A 16,605-nucleotide genomic window follows, 5' to 3' on the forward strand; every position below is an offset into this window, starting at 1 on the left:
AATTGATTTTATAGTACAGGCTTAAAAGCCTTCAGGCAAAAAGAATTCAATCCTGCTTTTCTGATTTAAGGCATTACCGGTTGTTATTAGTGTTATCCGATACAAGCGTTCTCCCCAGGATGCTTGTAATTTTTCATCATCCATTAATTTCTCTTCCACCTGAAAACGCATCTGCCGGTTATCAAAATTCATCTCTAATACAGGTTCGCCCTGCGTATTCAGGAATTGCACCTGACCGTCTCCGGTAGTAACCGGTTTGGCATAACTCATAAAATGCAGGCGGGTAGAATCTCTATAGGCAGAAAGCCTGAATTGATCCGTAAGTGTTAGTCTGGACGCTTCCCTGTTTAACAGGAAACTTCGCTGCCAGAATGAAACAGCAGCGGCAGCAGGATAGGCACCAGCCAGATCCATAGTAAGATCAATATTCTTTTTGGTAACTGCGGTACGGGCAGAGCCTGCTTTAAATTCTCTTCCCTCCTTTTGCATAACTCCATTAATAGTGGGACAATTATGCCATTGGGATTGCATATTCCATAATTCATAGCGGCGATTGCTAAAGGTTTGTGCGGTATAAACACCAACACCGGCATCCACGAGTACCGGTTGCCCCTTTGCGTACAGAATAAAATTGCCCACATCATTGTGGTTATGACTTTCGCCATTATGTCCCGCCTGTGCAGCCACAAACAGGCTGTTGTTTGTACTGCGCAGTATATAAACACCCAAATTATCGAAAAAACGAAATGGTGCAACCGGAACTTCCTTATTCAATGAAGCTATACTTTGGTATACCCTGGCTGTTTCAAGGAAATCAGCAATACTTTTTGGGGTATAAAAATGACGGGCTCTGTTAAGCAGACTCCCTGCAAAAAGTCCCAGATCTTCATCCTGAAACATCCTGGAAAACTGGTAAACAGCCGCGGCATTCGGATAGGATCCCGGACTGGCATCAGCAAAGTTTACATAATAGCTGCCGGCTATATGCACATCATAAATGTACCTGCCCATGCGGTGTAATAATTTTTTATCCTTCCATTGCATTTTTCCATCCGAAAGTTCCGTAGCCAGATCAAGCAATCGTATCAGTTTTCCTCCTGCAAGGTTCCAATATGATGGCCCTTCATCACAACCACCGTCCTCAGGATATTGATTGATAAAAAAATCAGTACTCCGCGCTATTTTTTTCATCAGGAAGTTAACCGAATCAGCAGAAAGATCCGCCATCAGAGCAGTTTGAAATACATTCTGATTGATCCAGACATTCCAGTTATTGACCGGCTTACCTGAAAATCCCATCCACCAGAAATCAGAGCGTGATAAATACGGTTGGAGTATCCGTTTTTTGAGTTCTGTATTGGTGCGCTTAACAAGCATAGGTGAAACGGCATCCAATTCATCCTGCAACATAAAAACAATAGCACTTAGCTGAACCGCAGTTTCTGCATTCACCAGCCCGATCACTTCTTCCTCCGGATCAGGAAGATCCGCTCCGGCTTTTTGCAGCACAACAATTGCCGGTATTTCCCAGGTAGATTCTTCCAGTGTAGCCCATAATCCGTTTACCAGTGCAGGAAGGTATTTAGTACCTCCTGCAATCAGTTGTGCCACTACCAGATTTCCAAGCGCAATTCTGCGTTCATCCTGCTTTTTCTCAAATCCTGTTCGAATGCCTTTTTCTTTGAATTCGAGAAAACTGGCAGCAGGTAAAGCAGGCCATGAAAAATTGAGGTATTGGTCGGCTTCCTGAAGCAATTCCGTTTTGATACTATCGGGTAATTGCCGGATACCCAGCAGGTATTGTTCTTTTGTAGTTTTTTTCCAGTTTGTAAGTACTGGTTCCGTTACAACAAATCCTGAAGCAGCAAGCGCAGCAGACAGATAATTACGATCAGTTTGCTGCGCCTGAGTACGCTGCACTATCAGCATTACTATCCACCCAAGTAAAAAGAACCTGAAATATGGATAGCTGCGATCGTACATGCGGGTATGATTATTTACCAGTTGGGGTTTTGTTCAAGATTCGGATTCAATGCCAGCTCTCTGGTTGGCAGTGCCCAAAGATAGTCTCTGTCTGCATTAAAGGTTCTGAATCCATTTGCCTCCAATAATACATAGCCGTTTTCAAGATTCGGCGTAACACCACCCGGATTTTCGGAAGGAAAATATTTACGGCCAAGCATTGCCGTCGGAAGTGCTGTTTCAGCCGTTTTCCAGCGTAACAGATCCCAGTAGGCATGTCCTTCAAATGCCAGTTCCACGCTTCTTTCGCGACGAATTTCCGTTTGCAGGTCCAACCCATTGGCACTTACAAAAGCATTTGTTAGCAGCGGCAGTTTTGAAACATCGCCACCAGTTGCCCTGTTACGGAGTGCATTGATGGTAAGATTCAGATCCGCATCACTGATAGCACCATCCATTTCATAGGTCGCTTCAGCGTAGTTCAGCAATACTTCGGCAAAACGAAGAATATTGAAATTGACATAACTAACGTTGGCAGTCCAGTCGCTCACTATCCAGTACTTGCGACTACGATAGGTGGTTCCCGGAATATATTGAATCAGTCCGCCTACAGAAGGAGTGATCATGGTTCTGTTATGCACCGACATTTCCAGACGCGGATCGCGGTTTCTGAATTCAGTAAGGGTGCTGGTTTGTTCATCCGTTGAATCAAATTCAGACTTACCCATTGGCAACCCATCCTTATAGAGATAGAGATCAATCATATTTCTGGTTGGCGCAATACGGGCCTGATCAAGGTAGGTACGACCAAAGCTGTGAGACGCGATATTATTCGTCTGGTTCTGGCCATATAAACGTACCAGGATATTTTCTTTATTACCGGCATAGGTGTAATTCTTCTGTGCGCCCACCACGGCCTGAATAGGGTTGCCGTTGGCTCCGCCATCGTACTGGAATTCATAGTAATAACTATTGGCTCCTTCTGCTGTATACAGGTTGTGCTTGCTTTCTGTTATTACAGCATTTGCAGCAGCTTTCGCTATGGCCAGATTGCTTTGCGCAGTTGCAATTCCCCGGAATTTATCCCAGGTGCCTTCAAATAATCCCACCCTTGATTTATAGGCTAAAGCAGCAGCGCGGGTAATACGTCCGTATTCAGAAGCCGGCATTGCATCGGGCTGCGGACAATTGGCTGCAGCAAAATCAAGATCAGCATAAATACTGTCCACAATTATTTGGCGTGCAGTTCTTGGGGCATACAATAACTCATCACTTTGCGTCAATGTTCTGTTTATCAACAGGACATCACCAAATCGTTTTACCAGTTCAAAATAAGACATGGCGCGGAAGAACCGGGCCTCGCCTACATAGCGGTTAATATCTGCAGCAGTACCTGTAACCTGTCCGGATTTTTCGATGATATTATTGGCTGCGCGAATGGCTTTGTAATAGTTCGTCCATTCAGCCCAGGTGGCAGGAGCCACACTGGAACCATCACCAAAACCTACCGATCTGTCGCCAAAAGACTTGTCGGAATAATTATCCTGCAACGGAGTTGGGAAACCGGAAGGATCATCTGTAGATAATCCATTCAGGAAGGTGTACAGATAATTGGCGGCCTGTGCGAGATCAGAACTGGTTTTCCAGAAATTACTGTCAGACAATTGTGATTCCGGCTGCTGATCCAGTTTTTTAGTACATCCGATTACCAATGCCAACACCGCAATTACCGGAATCAGTATTTTTTTTCTGTTTATTTTATAGCTGTTCATGAAGTTCGTTTTTGCTTTAAAAAGTTACATTCAGGCCCAATGCCCATGTTGCAAAAAATGGATAGGAGTAGGAAACATTATTGGGACTTTCCGGATCAAAATATTTGTACCAGGCTTTGGTGGCAGTCCACACATCCTGACCACTAACGAATACCCTTACCCGCTGAATTTTAATGGAACGGGTCAGGTTTTCCGGAATGGTATAACCCAGTTGGATATTCTTCAGCCTAACATAGGCTCCATTTTGTACAAAGGCACTGTTGATTCTGGTATTGGTTCCGCCGCCTGCAATGGGTCTTGGGAAACGTGCATCGCGATTGTCTTCTGTCCAATAGTTGCCCGGATAGTTATCGAGCGGATAACGCCAGGACTGCATATAAGGAATTACCTGGTAAGGATACATCATGTAATAACGCCTGCCAACACCCTGCAGGAAAACGGAGAGATCAAGCCCTTTCCATTGTGCACCCAGGTTTAGTCCGAAATTATAACGGGGTGCAGTATTGCCGAGATAAACCAAATCACCATGATTATCGGGGGTACCGATACCGCCATTGATTACTCCATCGCCATTTACATCCTGGTACCTGATATCACCCGGTGCCTGGTTTGTGGTTCCGAATTGTTTGGCGCTTTTCTCTACCTCTTCAGCCGACTGGAAATAGCCCTGGGAACGATACCCGTATATGGAATTGATCGGCATTCCGGGCAGGGCAGCATTCAACCCTTCTGTGTAAACAATATTGCCGAGGTATTTGGTGATTTTATTCTGGTTATCGCTCAGGTTGGCCGATACAAAGTATTGAAAGGCCCCGATGCGATCTTTCCAGGACAGTTCGAGATCCCATCCCTTTGTTTCCATGGAAGCGGCATTTGCTGTACTGGGGGTTACACCTAATGCAGCAGGCAGGTTAACCGGAATCAGCATATTATCGTTCACCCGCTTATACACGCTGAATGATCCACTCAGTCGATTTTTCAGCAGACTGAAATCTATACCCAGTTCAGAGGTTGTAACTGTTTCCCAACCCAGGCCTTCAGAAGGCAGATCACGCTGGTAGATATAGGTAGTAGCTGCATTGTTGAACGGATAAACACCGTTGATCAGCAAGGGCGTGGAGAGATAGTTGTTTTCGTATAACTGTCCCAGTTGTGCGTTTCCGAGTTTACCCCAGGAAGCGCGCAGTTTCAGCTCATCAATAAGTCTGCTTTCACCAAACCAGTTTTCCTGCGAAATCCGCCAGGCGGCAGAAAGGGCAGGGAAGGTCTGGCTTCTGTGGCCGGGTGCCAGGCGGGAGCTGGCATCCTGACGTACAGTTGCTTCAAGAAAATATTTATTGGCGAAATCGTAGTTGATTCTGCCGAAATAGGATACCCAGGTATTGGCTTGCAGGTTATCTGATAAAGCAGTAACCGGCAAAGTAGCATTGGTGGTATAATTGGTGGTAGCCAGGTTATTATTGATCAGATTGGTTTGTGCACCATTCATCCGGTCATAATCATAACTCTGGTATTGAAAGCCACCCAGTGCGCGGAAATTATGGTCGTTAATTGAATAATCGTATTCTGCCAGCAGGTTGGTGGTGTAGGAAACCTGTGTGGTGCGGTATTTATAAAGTGAATTGGAGCGGTTTACCCAGGCGTTTTGTTCAAAATTACCGCTCGCTTTTACAAACGTATATAAGGGAACCGTTTTATTGAAGATATTCTGGTTGGTTTGCTGATAATGCGGGCTATAGGTAGCACTGAGTGTTAATCCGTCTACAATATTGGCCGCCTTTAAAGTGAAGACCGCATCAAAGAGATTATCATTGATATTGTTATAACCACCTTCTCTCAGGGTGGCATAGGTATTTACACCGGAAACCAGTTTGGATTCATCACCCGGAACAAAAATGGGGTAGATGGGGCGCAGGTTATAGATATTATAAAGCAGTCCATAATCACCTTCCAGTGTACCGGAGGGAGCTTCGATTTTGTTTTGGGTATAGGAAATCCGGCTATCGAGACTTAAAATTTTATTCAGTTTGGTGGTGAAATTGATCCGGGCATTATAGCGTTTGTTGCCATCCGGACCAACCGTGAACATGCCTTTATTATCGGTGTATCCCAAACCAACAAAATAGCGGGTAGTTTCATTACCGCCGGAGATGCTGGCATTGTGGTTAACAGCACCCACGCGGTCTTTGATTGTCATATCTACATAGTTCATTTCCTTGTAGTAAAAGGTATTCCGGGGGTCATCGGGTACCAGGGTAACATTGGGATCCTTAAACCAGGCGATTTGTTCATCCGTAAAGGAAGGGGAACCACCGTTGTTGATATTGGCGAGGTTCTGAATTTCTGCACTGATATGGAAGGGTACTGTTTGCGGTAGACTGAGTGGCTTTTTGGATTGCGCCATCATGGTATAATTCACCGTCACCTTTCCTGATTTTCCGGATTTGGTGGTAACCATCAGTACTCCGTTGGATGCTTTTGCGCCGTAGATAGCGGCAGCGGAGGCATCTTTCAATACAGAGATGGATTCGATATCATCCGGATTGAGGAGGGTGAGGTTGGGGTATTCCACACCATCCACCATCACAAGCGGACTATTGGTTCCGTTGAGGGAGGAGATTCCGCGAACGTTTACATTCCATCCTTCGCGGCCGGGTTGTCCGCTGCTGCGGGTAATGACAAGGCCGGGGGAGAGCCCCTGTAAGGCCTGAACGGCATTAACCACGGGTCGGTTTTCGAGTGATTTTTTTCCAATCACGGAAACCGAGCCGGAGATGCTGGCTCTTTTCTGGGTGGAGTAGCCGACTACTACTACGTCGGAGAGGGAGTTATCTCCACTTTTCTGTAAGGTGATGGAATGAAATTTATTGCCGGCAGTAATTGTAATGGGTGAGAAGCCGACGAAGCTGATTTCAATTTTTTCGGTTGGGGATGCCTGTAAGCTAAACTCACCGTTGTCGTTGGAGGTGGTGGTAACCTGCGTGGTGGTGTTTCTGATGGATGCGCCGGCCAGGGGGCTTCCCGCATCATCAGTAATTTTTCCTGAGATGGTTTGTGCGAAGGACAATACCGACAAGCAGATGCCACAAAGCAGCAATAGCAGTTTTTTAAAGTTTTGGTCTCTGGTCATAGCCTTATCTTGTTTTGAATGATAGCAAATAGATGCCTGTGCCACAAAAACAGCAATACAGTATGCTCTCAAATAGAGCAATAAATCAATATATTTTCTTTGAAAGCCAGAATAACAATAGGGCTATTGCCGGATGGGCATAAAAGTTCCGGGGTGATTTAACCTATGGCAATTCAGCAATCGTGAGACTGTATGTTACACAGTGCGCGTGTTCATATTACAATTAAAATGAACGGTCTATTTAATAAGTCAAATATAGAAGGAGGTTTAGAGAGCAGCGTTTCCAAAATTTGCTAAATAAAGTAAAATTTTTGCCGGGCAGGGTGCAGCACAAATTATTCAAATTGCCTATATGATATGTAAAATATTTTGGTGAACTATTCCAGCAAGAAAATAAATTAATAATAGTGGAACTGTCTTCACTATTTCAATCCTTGGATTTCTACTATCTGTTATTGATTTTTCTGTTATTCGTCATTCTCACATTTTTTCTTCGGCTACTTCGAGCAGTTGACCTGGCTGAAGGCTTTAAGTAAAAGGGTATCACTGAATAGGGTAAATCAATGCCCTGGAGGCATCATTGGTGCCGTACACTGCCGCTCCGTTAGCCTGTAGAGCCGCAACTACTAAGGGTGAAACGTGACTGCCACCTGAAATAAATGCTATCTCAGGATTAATGAGCCTTATTATTTCCGCGTTCAGGTTATTCGCACTGCCATGGTGTGGAACTTTGAGAAAATGCACGTCTCTCAACTTGTTTTTGTAATCTGGAATGTTGAGGAATGAGTCTATCCCTGCACGCGAGGCTATTGAAAGATTCTTGCAAAAGAGTATCAGAATCAGGGTGATTCCAGTAGATTCAGTCCTCGAAGAACTTAAAAAGCTGTTAGAGAAAGAATACGATCTGGTTCCGGAAACGGTAGAAAAGTTGGTGGAGATAGAAGTGCGTCCGTTTATGGATCATCTGAGGAAAGACCTCTACGCAGTGATAGAATATCCTTATGTAGATAAATTATACCGCGATTCTTACTATATTTTTTATTCTTCAAAACATACGCATCACCATAGAAATTCGGTAAGGATATCCTTCTTTTCAAATGAGCTGGAAGAAGCTGAATTTCTCGATAAAAAAATATATGAGGAAAAGCTATTGAAGAATTATCTGGGTTATCTGGTATTACGGCCTACTTTTCCGAAAGTTATTGGCAGAACGGCTATTTCCCCCGTAGCTCTTTCCAGAAGAAACTTTGCGTGTTGCGTTGCACCCTTTAGTGCAACTACTCTTTCAGATAAGTTTAAGATACATACGTTTCCACATTCGTCACAGGATAGCCATACTATTACTTGTGCTGAAACGACCATTTGGGGAATTATGGAATATTTCTCATCAAAGTATCCTGAGTATAAGCCTGTTTTACCATCTCATATCAACAAGATCATTCAAAAGATTTCGTTCAAAAGAACATTTCCTTCTGAAGGACTTACTGCAGAGCAGGTTACTTATGCGATCCGCGAGTTGGGGTTCGGCGCTATGATCTATTCCCGTAAGAAACATAAACATATATTTAATACACTTGTAAGCATTTACATTGAGTCGGGTATCCCGGTTATTGGCGTTTTAAAAGATTTTAATGGCGGTATAGGACATGCTGTCAATATCATTGGTCGTGAAATTCCAGACGCTTCTGCTGTTGCGGTTGCTGCTCATCATGAAAATACTGAACAGGGGGGGTGAGCTGATCGACTTTAGCCAAATTGACCGGAATTATGTTTTCATGGACGATAATTTTCCTCCTTTTCAACTTGGGCCACTTGACTACCCCTGCCAAAAATATTTTACGGATGAACAGCAGCTTGAGAAATGGAAAGATGTTAATCTTACACATATTATTGTACCCTTATACTCGAAAATTTATCTTGACGCAGCACGGGCCAGAAAGAACTTTTTACAGATTTTCAATTCACCTGCATTAAAACAGGAATTAGGAATTTCCGTAATTGGCAAACATGTTATTCGAATATTTCTGGCGTCAAGCCGCTCTTTTAAGCAGCATATATCGTTGCGTACTGATCTCCCAGATAAAGAAAAGGTTCTGCTTCTGGGGGTTCCCTTGCCTAAGTTCATCTGGGTAGCGGAACTGAGTAGCCCTGATGCTTTTGCAGAAGGTAAATGCGATGGTTTTTTTGTTCAGGACGCAACGGAGCCGGGGGAGTTTTCAGTAAAATCACAAACCTTCATGCATTCTTTAATATTGGGCATATTCAATAAAGTTATTTTTCGGCAGGATTTTGGTAAGTTTATAAATATTAAAGTTAATTTTGCTGATCCATTCAACCAATATGTTGATAACTTATCTGATTATCAATGAGTAACAAATATATAAGTCTTTTAGAGCGTTACGTAACCGAATTGTACGCCGCTGGAGATATTGTAGAATTATCTCCCGAAAAGAACATGCAGATCTTGAATGAACTTAGTGAAGGCATGGATACCTTCGTAGAAGATCAAAAGGTAAAAGAGCGGCTCACAGAACAGGAACTAGCCAGTATTGTACTAAGGTAGAGGCTGATTACTTGTTGTTTTCATTTAGCCCAGGCTTTCTCCAAACATTTCGCAATCCTTTTTACTGCAAATTTCTCCAGAAAGTTCAGGAATTCTATAAAATAGTTGAAACACCCAGAGTCAACCAACAACCTATACACGCCCGGAATTCCGGTCGCAAGTTGTCCAACATTTAGCATGTTTAATGCACAAGAGTTGCCTACTCACAGACGGTAATAGTCAATTTAAACTATCCAACCTTAAGCAATTCAGAGCACTGGATCGGCTTTACCCTGCCCAACAGAATACCTGCTGGTAATTAATCTCCATGTATAGGTTCAACTTCAGTTATGGTTATTGCATGATTATACCTACATAGGGTATTTATAGGGTTTTGGTAGGGTATTTATAGGGTTTATCTAGGGTATAAAACCAATATATACCCATTAAAAACTCATTAATTTTTCTATTAAGCCTATGACATAACGCTTTCATTACCTATCTTAAGAAGATAAACCAAACCTTTACACCTATGGCAAGTAGTACAACCTCCATTCTGAAGGATTTTAGTGGTAAACTGGGCGATCAGTTTGTATTAAAGAGATACGGCAACAAATCCGTGATCTGCATGCTCCCGCAAAGGGATAAGCGAAAAAAGAGAACGGAGAAACAATTGCAGAATAACCAACTGATGGCAACCGCCAATGATTTAGCGCATGATATTATTGATGATCCGGCAAAAAGAGATGCTGCTCAACTCTTCCTAAACGTTACGCGCAACAAATTATATACAAGCCTCATACAGCTCTATTTTCAGCAGGTCAAACAGGCAAAAGAAAATGGAGAGGAGATCCCCAATCGTATTACAATTAATCCCGCCTGAGGTCACCGCATCTTTTGTAAAGCGAAAAATTGTTTAATTTCACTACTTGAAAAAAGTAATAAAATACAGGAGCTCTTTGTCGAAGCAGGAAATTACTTTTACAATTGACGAAACACTCAACCAATTAAAAGGAAAAGTTCTTGCCCCTAAAAAACTAGCAGAGGCAAATCAGTTTTTAAGAACTATTAAATCGCCTTTACCAAAAGCTTCTAAATAATTAATGACAAGCCTCCTTTTGGAGGCTTTTTAATTTCTACATTTAAAAAGGCCGGAAAGAATTCCGGCCCTGCTATATATATACTCCTGACTTTAATATTCAGGTTCTAAAAATCAAACAAATCTCCCCAGGAGCTCTTTTTCTTCCTGTACTGATACTCTTTATCAGATTTATAATCCTGCCGGGGTGGATAATTATCAGGTTGATTAGTTGGCGTGTTTTGCGAAGAACGATCAATGATCTTATCCAACTCTCCCCGATCAAGCCATACGCCCCTGCAATCCGGACAATAATCGATTTCAATTCCACTTCGTTCAGTCATAACCAGACTTACATTACAATTAGGACACTTCATGATTCTTCTTTTGCATCTAAAATCGGCAAAAGAAATTATTTAACTGTTTTCAAAATGTTATAATTAAGGCCGGAAAAAATTCCGGCCTTATTGAAAATCAAAAACACACAATAGAGACTATTTCGCCACCAGTATTTTCTTCTTCAGATCCAATCCCTTACTCCCGCGAACCTGTATGAAATACAAACCACTGCTGAGGTTCTGCACTGTTTTGTTTAGTCTTAATGCACCACTGGCTACCGATCCATTATACAACTCCGCCACGCGCTGACCACCCGCAGAATACACCTGAATAACCAATTGCTGTGCCTCCGGTATATCCAATTCCAGATTGATGGTTCCATTGGTTGGAATAGGATACACGCTCCAGTTACCTGCCGGTTGTATACCGGGCTCCTCCGGTAAGCGTACAAAGGCTTCGCCCACGGTTATTTTGTTTTCCCTGTTACCCGTATTATCCATGGCTTCCATAAAAAACCGATAGGTTTTTCCCGGATCACCAAACAGGATGATGCTGTCTCCCTGTCCGCCCTGAATGGGTACCCATTCTCCTCCATCTTCCGACATATAGAGATGGAAATAATTTACTCCGGACCCCGCATCCGTTGCCGTATACGTCAACAGCATCATTGAATCTTCCAATACCTGCGCACGTATTTGCCCGGTAGGCTGCAATGCATCAATGGTATTCTTCCAGGTATTGGTAAGTATCGGCTCATTTGTATCAAAGATGATGGAGGCCCGCGATACCATTTCCGTTCCATTCGCCAGATTCGCAACCGGATTCACGGAATAGGATACTGACCCCTCACCCGACGGGTAGTCTTTATTCGGAGGAAGAAATCCGTCAAAATCAGGCAGATCACCAGTAACCGGATCAATGGAAGTGAACTGCCAGCTAACAATACCGGTGGTCGTATCCATGGATGCATTCACCCGTACCCGCATGTTCCGGTACGGCGCCAGACTGCGTTCCATCATAAATTGTTTACGCCCCTTCGGTACACGGAATGCTTTTTTGCCGATCGTAATATTGCCAAACTCAAAACTGCTGAGGTCAAATTTGGTTTTATCGAGGGTATCCAGGATCTGAACTATCTGCGCATCCGCTTTGGCGGTATCCACATTCTCAAATAGCACAACAAATGGCTGTCGATCTTTATTGTTTACATAGCGGGCTGCTTTATAACCACCCGGACCGTAAATCGCATTTGGATCATAGGAAGTACGGGTTTCGGTTTCCTTTTCTTTTTCTTCCTGGATGTCTTTTTCCTTATTGAGCATTTCCTTCAATTTCTCCAGTTGCTCCTTGTGCTCAGGACAATTCTCTTCAATGTAAGCGATCAGTTTTTCCAATTGTCCGGCTGCTGTTTTATAATCTTTGGCTGTTTGCAATGCATCGGTCCATTTTTCAAATTTTCGTAATTCGTCAATAGTAAAATCACCGCTTGCCAGGGCATCCTTAAACAATTCCGCTTCCTGAGCGCTCAATGCTTCCAACGCTTCTTTCCTGCCGGGATTTTTAACCTTGCGCGATCTGGACATATATTCTCTCGACTTATCAGCATGATTCAACATTGATTTATTCGCAGCATCTAATTGTCCGGTTAGTTTTTCGGCACGTTTAGTTGCCAAACCACCCACACCTAAATTGATGGTCTGATCAAAAGCTAGATCTTTCATCTCTTTGATCGCAAATTCATCCGCTGCCAGGCCTTCTTTATAATAGTCATAGTATTCATCATCCGTCAGGTCATCAGCACCATACCATTTTGCCCACATCCGATGGAACAGCACATTACTCGATACATCAATATGCTTTTGCGTAACCTTCAAACTCTTCACGGCCACCTGCGCAGGAATTTTAGTAGCAGGAGGAACCTTCGCTTCATCCACCAGGATATCCAGGGTGTTTATATATAATTCCACAGCAGCCGGACCAGTAAGGGCATTGCCGATATTAAAGGTTTCGCAGGATCCGAACTGGTTGGGTTTAACTGTATATGTTTTAAATTTATGCATACCCGAAGCGGTGGAAGATGCACGGAAAGGAATCTCTACTGTTGAACCAGCCGGCACCATCGGAATAGTAAAGTATTTTACATATCCATCAAATGGCTCTACGCCAAAAGTGTCAATCGGTCTGGTTGTGTTAACATCATAAATCCATTGAACCACATCGTTTTTTGTACGGATCACTTCACCATCATCCATTGTTATTTCTGTAAACTGATTGGGGTCTGGCCGGTGTTCCTTACCCAGCCACTCTACTTTTACATCTTTTGGCCAGGCAATTGCAACAATACCGCCTCTTGCCATGGTGTTACCACGATTACCAATTACGAGGTTGAAATTGGCCTCACGCCCCGTGCGCCAGATAGATGGACCGGTTACTTCTGACCAGGTTTCCGGATAAACCATATTGTTAATGGTAAATGCTTTTTCATATACAATGGGCGACTGATTGGGGAAACCAACTGTCAGATCATACACACCTGGTTGGGCAAAATGCAGATCAAACACCGCACCCAGTTGTTGCCCTTTTGCATCATTGATGGTTTCTTTTGGTGTAAGCGTACCACCGCTGCCCGATAAGGTAACACTGGTATTGGGAGCTAATCCACCTCCATAGATCGTCATGATGAGATCACCCCCCACACCTGCTTCTGTTGGCGTAAAGGACTCCACTCCCGATACCGTTATTTCCTGCCGCACTGTATCTCTGAAATTACAAACCGAATTGGTGGCGATTAACTGAATAGTATAGAAACCCGGTCTTAATTCCTGTAAGGGATAGTTTACCGTGCTGGTAAGATTGTTTCCAAATCGCCATAGAACCGTATTCGCATTCTGGCTCTTATTGATAAATCCAAATTCATTACCCGTACGGGTATACGAAAAGGCTGCTTCCGGTTTATTGTCCTGGATCTCCATCCGGATTTTATAGGTAAAAGAGCGACTGCTGTTCTGGTACATCAGAAGATACAGACTATCAGTACTATTACAATTTACCACGATGGTATCACGCAGTGTGGCACCTGCAGCGATGGCTGATCCAACCACTGATTTTGCTGCTAACTGGCGACGATTTTTATCATAGGCATAAAAAGCGAAACTTCCATTGCTGCCACCGGTATGTTCTGCTTCAATATAAACAGTAACCGTTGATTTTTCAGGCACAGCCATTTTAAAATAATCATTCCGGTCGGTCAGTGCATTGGAAACATAGCCCAGCAATCCAATAATGGTGTCCCTGTTGTTGAATACTGCGGCTTCTCCAAAACTGTTGTTTGGTTCCGGATCACCCTGCAATGCATCGGGCATCACATACCTGATTTTGTAGCTGAAGGATTGCGATGAATTATGATAGAGCAACAGGTAGAGGCTATCAGCCGCACGAGAAGGTAATTCAATTGTATCGCGGAAGGTCTGCCCATAGGTAATTTCCTTATTCCCCAGGCTGCGTTTCACCAATATCTGCCGGCGACTGCGGTCAAAGGCATAAAAATCAATCGATCCTGCTGTACCACCAGTTTGAACACCTTCTACATAAATGGTAACGGTACCATCCACCGGCAATAATGTTTTGAAATAATCATAGCGATCGGTTACACCATTGGCCACATAGCCAATATGTCCGGAGCGGGTTTCATTGTGATCGATTGGTTTGGCAATCGGAAAATCACCGTTTGGTTCTTGGTCGTTTTCACTTTGATCCAGTACATCAAAACTGATTTGGTAAGAAAAGGACTGGCTGCTGTTTTGGTAAGGATAGAAGTAAAGGGTATCTGCGGCGCGTGAATACACTTTCAATGTATCTCTGAATTCCTCATAGAGGGAAAGCGACTTGTTGCCTATTGATCTTTTCTGACTGAGCTGCCGTTTGCCCTTATCATATACATAGAGATCAAAATTTCCGGCTGTGCCACCCGTATGTTTTCCGCTGATGTAAATGGTTAGCGTTCCGTCTGCAGGCAACACGGCTTTATAATAATCATACCGGTCGATTGCACCATTGGTTACATAACCAATATGTCCCTCTTTAATTTCTCTTACCGGGATGAATACTGCTGTTGCATAATCGTCATTAAGTTCTGCATCATTCGTGCTTTGATCTTCTACGGTATATCGGATTCCATAGTCGAACGACTGACTGCTGTTTTGATATACGTAATAATAGAGCGTGTCGGCTGCTCTTGAATACACTTTAACCGTATCTGAAAATTGCTGATTAAGGGTGTGATTTTTATTGCCGATGGTTCGTTTTGAACCAATTTCCCGACCTGCTTTATCCAATACATAAAAATCAAAGCTGCCGGTAGATCCACCTGTATGTGTGCCATTAATATAAAAAGTCAGGGTTCCATCTGCCGGCAGGATCGCCTGGTAATAATCATACCGATCTGTAACACCATTGGCTACATTACCAATGCGGCCATAGACCATTTCATTGTAGGCAGCAGGTACCGCCTCAGTTCGCGTATTATTTGGTTCAGGATCTTCTGCACTCTGGTTAATCATGGCATACTTAACTGTATAATCAAAGGATTGAGAACTATTTTGGTACAAGGTAATATATAGGCTATCCGCATCACGCGAAGGAATCAGGAGCGTGTCAGTAAAGGTTTCGCCCAATGCATGCGACTTGTTGCCCAGGGTTCGTTTAAAAGCAATTTGCCTGCGGCCTTTATCATACACATACAGATCAAAACTGCCGGCTGAACCACCGGTATGCACACCCTGTACATATACTGCAACGGTTCCACTATAAGGCAGCAGTGTTTTATAATAATCGTAACGGTCGGTAGTGCCGTTGGTTACATTCCCGATTCTTCCATATTTCGTTTCTTCCTGCGCTAACGGTAAGGCCTGTTCGAATTCATTATTTGGTTCAACATCCTCGATACTTTGATCCACCACTTCATAAGAAATGGAATAACTGAACGACTGGCTGCTGTTCTGATAAGCCAGTAAATAAATACTGTCGGCAGATCTTGAATAGATCAGCATGGTATCTTTAAATGATTCACCCAATGCATGGTTGTCTTTTCCGATGGTTCTTTTCATTTGAATGTTTCGACCGGCTTTATCATAGGCATATAAATCAAAACTTCCGGCTGAACCTCCGGTATGTTTTCCTTCCACATAAACTTTTACCGTGCCGCTTACCGGCAGCAGGGTTTTATAATAGTCATACCGATCGGTAGTCCCATTCGCAACATAACCTATCAGCCCTTTCAACGATTGTTTCGATGCAATTGGAGTGGCCTGCTTAAACTCACCATTTGGTTCCGGATCAGTGGGATATGTATCATCCATTGAATAACTGAGCTGGAAATTGAATGTTTGGCTGGAATTCTGGTAGGCCAGTATGTATATGCTGTCTATTGCCCTTGAATAAACGCTGATGGTATCACTGAATTCCTGTCCGGCTGTAAAAGACCGGTTCCCCAAGGTGCGTTTTACTGCAATCTGCCGTCGGCTCTTATCATATACATAGAGATCAAAATTACCGGCTGATCCACCTGCATGTGTGCCATTGATATAAATGGTAATGGTACCATCTGCCGGAAGCAGTGTTTTATAATACACATTTCGGTTGGCTGCAGACACTGTTCCGGATACTTGTTCATCTGCTTTTAAAGGAAGTGCTGAGCTAAAATCTGCCTGAGCAAAAACGAGTTGTGCACAAAAAAGCAGGGTCAGGAGCTGTAAAATTGAACGCATAATAAAATGAGTTTAGG

9 protein-coding genes are annotated in these 16,605 nt (G+C 43.3%); 4 read left to right on the plus strand and 5 right to left on the minus strand.

Annotated features, from left to right (window positions below):
• Positions 1–21 precede the first annotated feature (21 nt).
• From B2746_RS19485 to B2746_RS19495, 3 genes are read right to left on the minus strand one after another with little or no spacing between them, the layout of a single operon-like run.
• Positions 22–1,983, minus strand: coding sequence for a heparinase II/III domain-containing protein (locus tag B2746_RS19485; RefSeq protein WP_290797815.1), 1,962 nt, complete (start codon positions 1,981–1,983; stop codon positions 22–24).
• A gap of 14 nt (positions 1,984–1,997) precedes the next feature.
• Positions 1,998–3,734 (minus strand): RagB/SusD family nutrient uptake outer membrane protein, encoded by a 1,737-nt coding sequence (locus tag B2746_RS19490; RefSeq protein ID WP_290797818.1) that lies wholly within the window; start codon positions 3,732–3,734, stop codon positions 1,998–2,000.
• 16 nt (positions 3,735–3,750) lie between these two features.
• Positions 3,751–6,864, minus strand: a complete 3,114-nt coding sequence (locus B2746_RS19495; RefSeq protein ID WP_290797821.1) for a SusC/RagA family TonB-linked outer membrane protein — start codon at positions 6,862–6,864, stop codon at positions 3,751–3,753.
• An 820-nt stretch (positions 6,865–7,684) separates the two neighbouring features.
• Here B2746_RS19495 and B2746_RS19500 point away from each other — a divergent pair.
• The 4 genes from B2746_RS19500 (at position 7,685) to B2746_RS19515 (ending at position 10,506) form a co-directional block, all read left to right on the plus strand.
• The gene (locus tag B2746_RS19500; protein WP_290797825.1) at positions 7,685–8,599 is read left to right on the plus strand and encodes a hypothetical protein; all 915 of its coding nucleotides are present in this window, start codon (positions 7,685–7,687) and stop codon (positions 8,597–8,599) included.
• Positions 8,574–9,233 carry a hypothetical protein gene (locus B2746_RS19505; RefSeq protein WP_290797828.1) on the plus strand — a complete coding sequence of 220 codons (660 nt, stop codon included), beginning with the start codon at positions 8,574–8,576 and terminating at the stop codon, positions 9,231–9,233. Before B2746_RS19500 ends, B2746_RS19505 begins: the two co-directional genes overlap by 26 nt.
• A 705-nt stretch (positions 9,234–9,938) precedes the next feature.
• Complete coding sequence (locus B2746_RS19510; RefSeq protein WP_290797831.1) at positions 9,939–10,289, plus strand: hypothetical protein; 351 nt, start codon at positions 9,939–9,941, stop codon at positions 10,287–10,289.
• A 46-nt stretch (positions 10,290–10,335) separates the two neighbouring features.
• Positions 10,336–10,506, plus strand: a complete 171-nt coding sequence (locus B2746_RS19515) for a hypothetical protein (protein ID WP_290797834.1) — start codon at positions 10,336–10,338, stop codon at positions 10,504–10,506.
• A gap of 106 nt (positions 10,507–10,612) precedes the next feature.
• Here the strand turns inward: B2746_RS19515 and B2746_RS19520 are convergent, their stop codons facing one another.
• Both B2746_RS19520 and B2746_RS19525 read right to left on the minus strand, forming a co-directional pair.
• The gene (locus B2746_RS19520) at positions 10,613–10,861 is read right to left on the minus strand and encodes a zf-TFIIB domain-containing protein (RefSeq protein WP_290797836.1); all 249 of its coding nucleotides are present in this window, start codon (positions 10,859–10,861) and stop codon (positions 10,613–10,615) included.
• Between the two features lie 117 nt (positions 10,862–10,978).
• Positions 10,979–16,588 (minus strand): T9SS type A sorting domain-containing protein, encoded by a 5,610-nt coding sequence (locus B2746_RS19525; protein ID WP_290797839.1) that lies wholly within the window; start codon positions 16,586–16,588, stop codon positions 10,979–10,981.
• Positions 16,589–16,605 lie beyond the last annotated feature (17 nt).

It is taken from the genome of Flavihumibacter sp. UBA7668, assembly GCF_002483205.1.
Classification (GTDB): domain Bacteria; phylum Bacteroidota; class Bacteroidia; order Chitinophagales; family Chitinophagaceae; genus Flavihumibacter.